Source organism: Peribacillus sp. NPDC056705 (assembly GCF_043656335.1).
The window spans coordinates 1-8,005 of the sequence record NZ_JBHTYI010000060.1 but is presented as its reverse complement, the minus strand read 5'-3'; the positions used below and the strand labels follow the sequence as shown (position 1 = coordinate 8,005).

6 protein-coding genes and 1 rRNA gene are annotated in these 8,005 nt (G+C 37.7%); 1 reads left to right on the top strand and 6 read right to left on the bottom strand.

Annotated elements, in window-relative coordinates; translation table 11 throughout:
- Nucleotides 1-623: 623 nt before the first annotated feature.
- A complete protein-coding gene (locus ACFRAK_RS26905) occupies nt 624-1,181 on the top strand; it encodes a shikimate kinase (RefSeq protein ID WP_230304103.1) in 558 nt (185 codons plus the stop codon).
- A gap of 121 nt (nt 1,182-1,302) precedes the next feature.
- On the opposite strand, the gene ACFRAK_RS26900 is transcribed toward ACFRAK_RS26905, so the two are convergent.
- From ACFRAK_RS26900 to rrf, 6 genes are all read right to left on the bottom strand, one after another.
- Nucleotides 1,303-2,316 (bottom strand): LacI family DNA-binding transcriptional regulator, encoded by a 1,014-nt coding sequence (locus tag ACFRAK_RS26900; RefSeq protein ID WP_387605020.1) that lies wholly within the window; start codon nt 2,314-2,316, stop codon nt 1,303-1,305.
- A gap of 198 nt (nt 2,317-2,514) precedes the next feature.
- Nucleotides 2,515-3,723 carry an MFS transporter gene (locus tag ACFRAK_RS26895; protein ID WP_394572877.1) on the bottom strand — a complete coding sequence of 403 codons (1,209 nt, stop codon included), beginning with the start codon at nt 3,721-3,723 and terminating at the stop codon, nt 2,515-2,517.
- 276 nt (nt 3,724-3,999) lie between these two features.
- On the bottom strand, nt 4,000-4,884 hold the full coding sequence (locus ACFRAK_RS26890) for a quinate/shikimate dehydrogenase (protein WP_387605018.1): 885 nt from the start codon (nt 4,882-4,884) through the stop codon (nt 4,000-4,002).
- A gap of 60 nt (nt 4,885-4,944) precedes the next feature.
- Entirely contained in the window at nt 4,945-5,706 is a 762-nt protein-coding gene (aroD, locus tag ACFRAK_RS26885; protein ID WP_387605017.1) for a type I 3-dehydroquinate dehydratase, read from the bottom strand.
- Between the two features lie 66 nt (nt 5,707-5,772).
- A complete protein-coding gene (locus ACFRAK_RS26880) occupies nt 5,773-6,975 on the bottom strand; it encodes an MFS transporter (RefSeq protein WP_394572876.1) in 1,203 nt (400 codons plus the stop codon).
- 916 nt (nt 6,976-7,891) lie between these two features.
- Nucleotides 7,892-8,005, bottom strand: a 5S ribosomal RNA gene (gene rrf, locus ACFRAK_RS26875); the annotation flags it as partial.

The window sequence follows — 8,005 nt, the reverse complement described above, 5'->3', positions numbered from 1 at the left end:
TTTAACTTATTTTAAATCGCTGTGTTTTTCAGCGACCATTTCATCTTATCATTTTCATAGTAAGAAGTCAATAGTTATTTCTTTCAGCAATCTGCCGAAAGCGATGAAGTTTTTTTCGTTTGTCTTAGTTGGTGCTTATTTATATTAATCCTTTCCCAATATAAAGTCAACACATTTTATACATTTCTTTGTTAAATGATTTAATCACTTAATGGAATAAATGTATTAGTCGTACCCTGGCTTCCGCTTGAAATATATAAATCAAACAAAATCATTGCCTCCACCCAATTTATTGATTCATAGACCCGTTTGAAACACATTCCCCTTCAACCTGATAATGCTTTTGGCAAAATCCATAAAACCCGCAAGTGATAAGTAACGGCAATAACAAACTGTATAGATGAAGAAACGTATAATTAGATGTATAAATCGAATAATGAAACCTGATTGTTCATTTCGAAAGAATTGATTTAAAATAAACCGCTAAATCACGGGATTACATTGTCCAAATATTAAAAAATTTTTTTTACAATTTTACTTTCATGTACTATAATAAATATATTTTAAAAATTTCAGGAGAGACTTTTAATCATTATAAAAATAGTTGGGAGAGGAATTTATAAATGATTAATAAAAACACATCTTTGAGGATGCAAAGTATCGTTTTTATTGGCTTTATGGGGGTAGGAAAGACAACGATCGGTCAGAAAGTAGCAAGGAAATTATATAGGGACTTTATTGACATAGATCAAGAGATTGAAAAGGAATTCAATATGCCCACTACGGAAATATTCAAGAAGTTTGGGGAAAAAGCTTTTCGCGAAAAAGAAAAAAGTGTGATTGAAAGCTTTAGTCAACAGCAATTGAAAATCATTTCAGTTGGAGGCGGGGCATTTTTACAAGAGGATATACGGAATATCTGTTTATCCAATTGCATTGTCTTTTATCTGGACTTATCTTGGGAATACTGGAAAGAGAGAATAGGCTTACTAATTGATAGTAGACCTGTTTTACAAAGTCGGTCACTTGAGGAAATTGAAGAACTCTTTTACACAAGACAAGAAATATACTCCTATCATCATTCAAAAGTGAATACCAATGATCTTGATGTTGATGAAGTGGCAGACTTCATAGTCGATTCATTGAAAGTGGCCTGGGATATTTATGAACCGCTTAAGTAAAACCATCCTTTTTGTTATGTAATCAATGTTCCCAATAAAAGAATAATAGAAAAGATGAAAAGGGTACAGCGGTATGGATACTTAGCCTCCTGTAAACTAATCACCTTTTTATTTTTCTTTTTTAGGAAGACTCTCTAATAATTAGTTCTGGATTCAATATGATTCGCTGTTGTTCACGTTCAACTTTCTCCATTTGCTGATACAGAAGATTCGCCGCCTCCTTTCCTATACGTCTAGGGAATGAGGAAATGGTCGTTAACGGAGGATGATAGATTTCTGCGACTGGAACGTTATCGAACCCTACGATATCTATATCTTTTCCAGGTGTATATCCTTTCATCATTAATCCTTGCATAACACCGAAGGCAATTAAGTCACTAAAGCAAAAAATTGCCGTAGGCGGATTAGGATTCTCAAGTACTTTCAATACAGCCTCCAGCCCTCCTTCCCGTGTAGGGGCACTATCTATCACCAACGAATCATCCACTTCCAATCCCGCTCTTGAAAGAGCTTCACGGTATCCCTCCATTCTCTCAATCCAAGTAGAAGATTCCTTGATGCCACCAAGAAGCGCAATTCTTTTATGCCCCTTTCCAAGGAGATGCTCAACAGCGATCTTGGCTCCTTCTGGATAGTCTATGCCTACATAGTCGCTATTCACTCCAGGTAGTTCCCTGACAGCAAGGACCATCGGCGTGTCAATTTCATTTAACCGTTCAATTGTATCTTGTGAGCTTTCAGAGACAGGACAAAGAATCAGGCCTCCCACCCTATGTTCCATCATGGTCGAAAGGAGATGGTCTTGCTTGGCAACCGAGTCGAATGTAGTCCCCAGCAACACTGTATAACCAACCTCATCCAATGCATCGTGAACGCCTATCAGGAATTCAGAAAAAAAGGTATTTGATATGTCGGTAATAATGATTCCTACAGTATCGGAACTCTGCGACCTTAGGTTTGCTGCAATTCTATCGTAAACATAGCCTAATTCACGCATGGATTTTAATACCTTTTTTCGCGTCGCCTCCGATATCCGGGGGTTATTACGAACGATAAGGGAAGCAGTGGATGTAGATACCCCAGCATGTTTCGCTACCTCTTGCAGCGTGACCCGTCCTTTTTTGGATTGTTTCATAGTTCAATCACCATCTTGAATGTATTTTTGATATACTTATTATTATCATGTTCTTACTATAATAATAATATAGTTACTGTCATTATTACACCCTTGCTTTTGGAACATGGTTATCTCATCGATTAATAATCCCTCCAATACATCTATATCAAAAAAACGCCACCCTAGTTCTAGAAGTTTTAATAATCCTTCAATATTTTAGCCATGGTTAAATATGGTCTGATGCTTTGTCAATTTTTTATACCGGTAATAAACAAAAGCTGCAGCTAGGATTCCTATCGTTGCAATAAAGCAATCGAAAAGAAATATATGCGATATATCCCCACTCTTAGCGATCAAGCCCGTTGCAATTGGTAAAATGACGCTCGCCAAACTGGATGCCGTCGCAACGATCCCCGTTACAGTTCCTTTTTTCCTCCAGAATAGTTCAGTCATTATTGCAATGGTTAATTGAAATATCCCAGCTGTCGATGCTCCAAGGAAAAAGGAGCTAATACTCAAGACAATAGGTGAATGTATCGTTAATATGATGATTACCGTAAGTAAAGTAATCATTGGATAAAGCAATATCACCGTCACGGGCTTAATCCATTTGTTTAATAAAATGGATAATAACAGGACGGAAATTAGTGATCCAACACTATAAAAGCTCAATAATTTAATTGCACCTGAAGATGACATCCCTGCAACTTCCTGGCCGAAACTCGGTAACCAGATTTGCGAAACTGTAAATAACGCAGTTGATGTAAACCCAATTATGATTAGCGCGACTCCTTCGCTCCAAAATTTTGGTTCAGTAATGAACCTGTTCATATGCAAAACCTCCTCATGACTGACAGCGTCGGATTTGCTTTTTGGAAATGAAGCGGACAACATAAAAAACAAATTCATGAAATAGATGACAGCCGGTAATAAAAATGCAAACCCGTAAAATAATTGATTCCTAGCAAGAAACAGGATGAGGAATGGTAGGATTGTTGCACCAAGTGAACCAAAAGCCTTGACCATGACACTGGCAGAACCAGCAGATTCAGGAAACATTTCGGTTAGCGCTGGATATGTACCAGCATCCATGGCTGAGTTGGAAATTCCCGCAAGTAAAGCAAATACAAAGGCCATTTCATATGTGGGGGAAAATGGAATCCCAATTAAAAAAACTCCCATTATAACCGAAGAGACAATGACCAATGGCTTTCTTCCAAATTTATCCGATAATACTCCCGAGAGACCATACGTGAGTAATCTACCTATTCCTATAGCTGCAATAAGATAACTGATGCCAGTAGAGTCCGTATCCCATTGTTCTGTTAAAGAGGGCATGTTTGAGGCGAGAATTATATTTACCATCCCCAGCAGAAAATAGTTAATATACATGCCAGATGCCGCTTTAAAATACTGATTTTTCATTATTACACCCCTCTAAAAAATCCCGTTGTGTTTCTCCCCTAGAACACTTTAATGCAAATGTAATTACATTAAAGCCTCCCCTTTATGTTATCCATTTATATGAAAACCACTTTTCAAAAAAAAAACGCTAAGAAAAACAAGGGATTTCACTCCCTGCATTTTCTTAGCTCCGAGGTTTCACTCATTTGATGGGAATCATATAACGATGATGTACATCGATTATGACTAAACCTCTATTACGATAAAATGGAGAATAATCTCCAGAGTGGAATCATCTTATTCTGCAAACAATTGCTCTTTGATGTAATTAACAGGCATCTGTTGACCTGTCCATAATTCAAAGGCCAATGCACCTTGCCAAAGCATCATCCCAAGACCATTAATGGCTGTAGCACCGGCAGCCTCAGCTTGTTCCATTAGTTTTGATTTACGTGGGATGTATACAACATCGGTTACGATTAAATCAGGGCGCAGCATTGATTCGTCTTGAATGACACTTAAGCCTTCAAGTGGTTTCATTCCAACGCCGGTTCCATTTGCCAAAATATCACTAGTTGCGATTTCAGCCTTTAGTTGTCCAACATTTTCAAGAGGGTATACATTGGCTTTCACATTTAAGTGCTTCATATCTTCATTGATAATCCTTACATTCTCTACTGCTTGCGGGAAGAAAGCATCATCACGAGCAAAAATGCTGATTTCCGCCACACCTTCCAGCGCAGATTGAATGGCAATTGGAGTAGCAGCCCCGCCAGAACCGATAAGAGTCATTTTCTTGCCTTTAATATCTATACCATGTTCTTTTAGGTTCCGAGTATATCCCATACCATCGGTACTGTGACCTACGAACTTTCCATCGACATTGACAACTGTATTAACGGCCCCGGAAAATTTAGCACTGTCTGCCAATTCATCAAGATATGGAAGTATTTTCATTTTATTGGGCATGGATACGTTAAATCCTTTTACATTTAATGCATGCATCCCTTTGACTGCATCTTCCAGCTGTTCATTTCCAACTTCAAATGCTAAATAAGCGCAATTCAAGCCTAATTTATCGAAAGCCAAATTATGCATGGCAGGTGATAAAGAATGTCCGATAGGTGTTGCCAGCAATCCTACTAATTCCGTTTTCCCATTAATTCGTCCTAGATTTTCCATGTTCTATTCCCCCTGTTTTTTAAAATCTTATATAAATTCCTTCTTGAAAGAAATTATGAGTTAAATGTTTTGATCAATGATCTCCAATACATCTCTTAATTGAGCAACAGGAATTTGTCCTGGGGCAGATGCTTCTTTTCCGGCGCCGAATGTACAAGCAGAACCAAACACCGCACCTGATAATCGACTGACCAGGCCTGTGCCCGACATTGACATCGTAATGAATGGACGATCGGCATACTTTGTTTTCATCGTGTAAGTTGCATCTAATAAAACGAGTAAGTCACCAACCGTCTGGGGCATTACAGCGACTTTTGGAATATGGGCTCCAAATTCCTGCATTTTACGCAATCGGTAAATGATTTCTTCTTTTGCTGGTGTCTTATCGAAATCATGGTTACACATTACTACGTATACGCCATTTTCCTCAGCTACCTTTACAGTCTCCTTCACTGATGATTCTTCAAAAAACAACTCCACATCGACAAGATCAATCTTCTTCGTGCCAATTGCTGCATGAAGAAGTTTGAAATAATATTCATCGCTGATTTCCTTATTCCCGCCTTCCTTATGGCTTCTAAAAGTGAAAAGCAGCAAAGTATTGGGTACAGCACTCCTAAGTTTAGAAATCATATCCGAAACAGCTTCTAAGCTTTCAACTTGTTCATAGACATCTACTCGCCATTCGATGATATCCGGCTGTAGTGCATTTACCGTTTCAACTTCTTTAAGCAGTTCTTCTTCAGTTGTTCCCATCAGTGGAACGATGATCTTTGGTACCCCTTCACCGATCGTTACGTCTTTGATCGTGATTGTTTTCATGGATGTTTCCCCCTTTTATCATTATCTTCAGTGAGATTCATGCCCCGCTGATTTTCGGCTAAACCGTTAATTGGAAACCTTAATTACCTTTTTGTATCGATAGGCAACGAATACGGCCAATAAAATACTAACTAACGCAATTGCCACATCAAACAAGAAGACCGCAGATAAACCAGCACTCTTAGAAATGATGCCTGTAACGAAAGGTATGATAATAAAGGCTGAACTGGCTGCAATGTTTACATATGAAGTAATCGTCCCTTTATTGGCAGGGAAGAACTCTGTTATTATTGTCATGGCCAATTGGAACACCCCTGCAGTTGAAAGCCCAATGAAGAAAGCGCTCAAAACAGTTATAAATGGTTGTTGGATGTATAGGAGTGACAATAAAGATAATGCTGCAATGATCGGATAAATAATCATGACGGTAATGGGCTTAATTACTTTATTCAATAGAACTGCTAGTAATATGACAGAAACAAGGGAGCCAATGCTATAGTAACTAAGCAATTGAACAGCCTTAGCCTGAGTTAGCCCCAATACAGCTTGACCAAAGTTCGGGAGCCAGACTTGAACCAGCATGAATAAAGCAGTTGATGTGAAGCCTAATAGTATGACGGCAACCCCCTCTTGGGCAAACTTCGGTTTTGAGAGGAATTGGTGTTGAACCGGCACAGCTTGTTCATCATCTTGAGTCTGGCGTTGAGCTTTATGATCCGGGAATGAAACCTTAAGGAGGAAAAGCCCATTAACAAGATAAACAGCAGCCATTAAGAAGAATGTATATCCGTAAAACATATCTCTATCCATAAAGAACGCCATGATAAATGGTAGAAGTGCGGCCCCGACTGAAACGAATGCTTTTATTAATACAGTAGCGGAACCAGCTTTCTTTTGAAAAGCCTCGATAAGTGCTGGATACGTACCAGTATCCAAAAATGAGTTTGCAACACCAGCACACACAGCAAATATAAATGCCAATGTGTAGTTAGGAGCCAAAGGTATACCTATGAGGAAGATCAGGTAGATAAAAGATGCTGAAACGACAAACGGCTTCCTTCCTAACTTATCCGACAGTCTACCGGCGAAAAACAATGAAACTAACTTACCGATTCCTATTGCAGAGACCAAGTAACTTATCCCTGAGGCACTTGTATTTAATTGTTCGGATAAATTTTCCATATTTGACCCAATGATAATATTGATCATGCCTAAAATAAAATAGCTAATATATAAACCTGTTGCCATTTTTATAAATGGATTTTTCATGAAACACACCCCTATTAAAAAAGTTATCGAAATGCAATTTGATTCTTAAGCCTTTCAGAAGTATCCCCCTTGCCCCATACCATAAATTTAAAAAACAAGTTACGTACTAAATAAAAACAATAAACTTCATTAGGTTAACCGACAAAAGTTAGTACATCGTTCTACTAACTTTTCACAAACTAGTATATCATTCTACTAATCTTAATTATTACTAGTACATCGTTCTACTAATAATAATTAGGTATATCGTTATACTAATACTTAACGATTAGTTTCTAAATTCAAAAGGTATTGAATTAACTCTTACGCTAAAGTTTTTAGTTAACTTTCTTTAGTATATCGTTCTACCAAACTATTATACTGCGCTAATTTAATTGTGTCAAACACATGAAGCGATCCCTCATACTCATTATTTTTAAATTCCAAAGGTTCTCTCATTTTTGAACCTATTCACCTTAAAAGTTCAGCCATCCTTTGATTTGTTAGTGTGTTCATACAAGATGAAGAACACTTTTATTTACAGTGGTGCAAATTATTTTATTATTTATGAAGGCTCCCTTCCTTTTCGATATTCTCCACTTTTTTATTTACCTGTTTCTGAATAAGTTACCTGTTTCTGAATAAATTTTCTTTTTAGATAAAATATATGCAATGCTGCTTATTTAAACTAATTATCCAGTTATTTGCAATCAATTTGAATAACTCGTATCTAAGTAAGCTTGGTAGAACATCTCGCTTTATATCCTAAGTTGATGATGGGTCAAAACGATTCTAAATATAAAATGAGAACCGCCTTTCGATTTCGGCCTCTATCAAGGATGATCTAACAACTTTCTGTATATGGAGAAATAATGGGGCCTCATAATTGGTTTTATAACACAAAAAAAGACCAGCCGGATGGCTGATCTTTTAAATGGCTTGGCGGCGTCCTACTTTCACAGGGGGAAACCCCCAACTACCATCGGCGCTGAAGAGCTTAACTGCCGTGTTCGGAATGGGAACGGGTGTGACCTCTTCGCTATCGCCACCA

Coding starts and splice junctions, on each gene's coding strand:
- ACFRAK_RS26905 (WP_230304103.1), top strand. CDS start 624: ATGATTAATAAAAACACATCTTTGAGGATGCAAAGTATCGTTTTTATT.
- ACFRAK_RS26900 (WP_387605020.1), bottom strand. CDS start 2,316: ATGAAACAATCCAAAAAAGGACGGGTCACGCTGCAAGAGGTAGCGAAA.
- ACFRAK_RS26895 (WP_394572877.1), bottom strand. CDS start 3,723: ATGAAAAATCAGTATTTTAAAGCGGCATCTGGCATGTATATTAACTAT.
- ACFRAK_RS26890 (WP_387605018.1), bottom strand. CDS start 4,884: ATGGAAAATCTAGGACGAATTAATGGGAAAACGGAATTAGTAGGATTG.
- aroD (WP_387605017.1), bottom strand. CDS start 5,706: ATGAAAACAATCACGATCAAAGACGTAACGATCGGTGAAGGGGTACCA.
- ACFRAK_RS26880 (WP_394572876.1), bottom strand. CDS start 6,975: ATGAAAAATCCATTTATAAAAATGGCAACAGGTTTATATATTAGCTAT.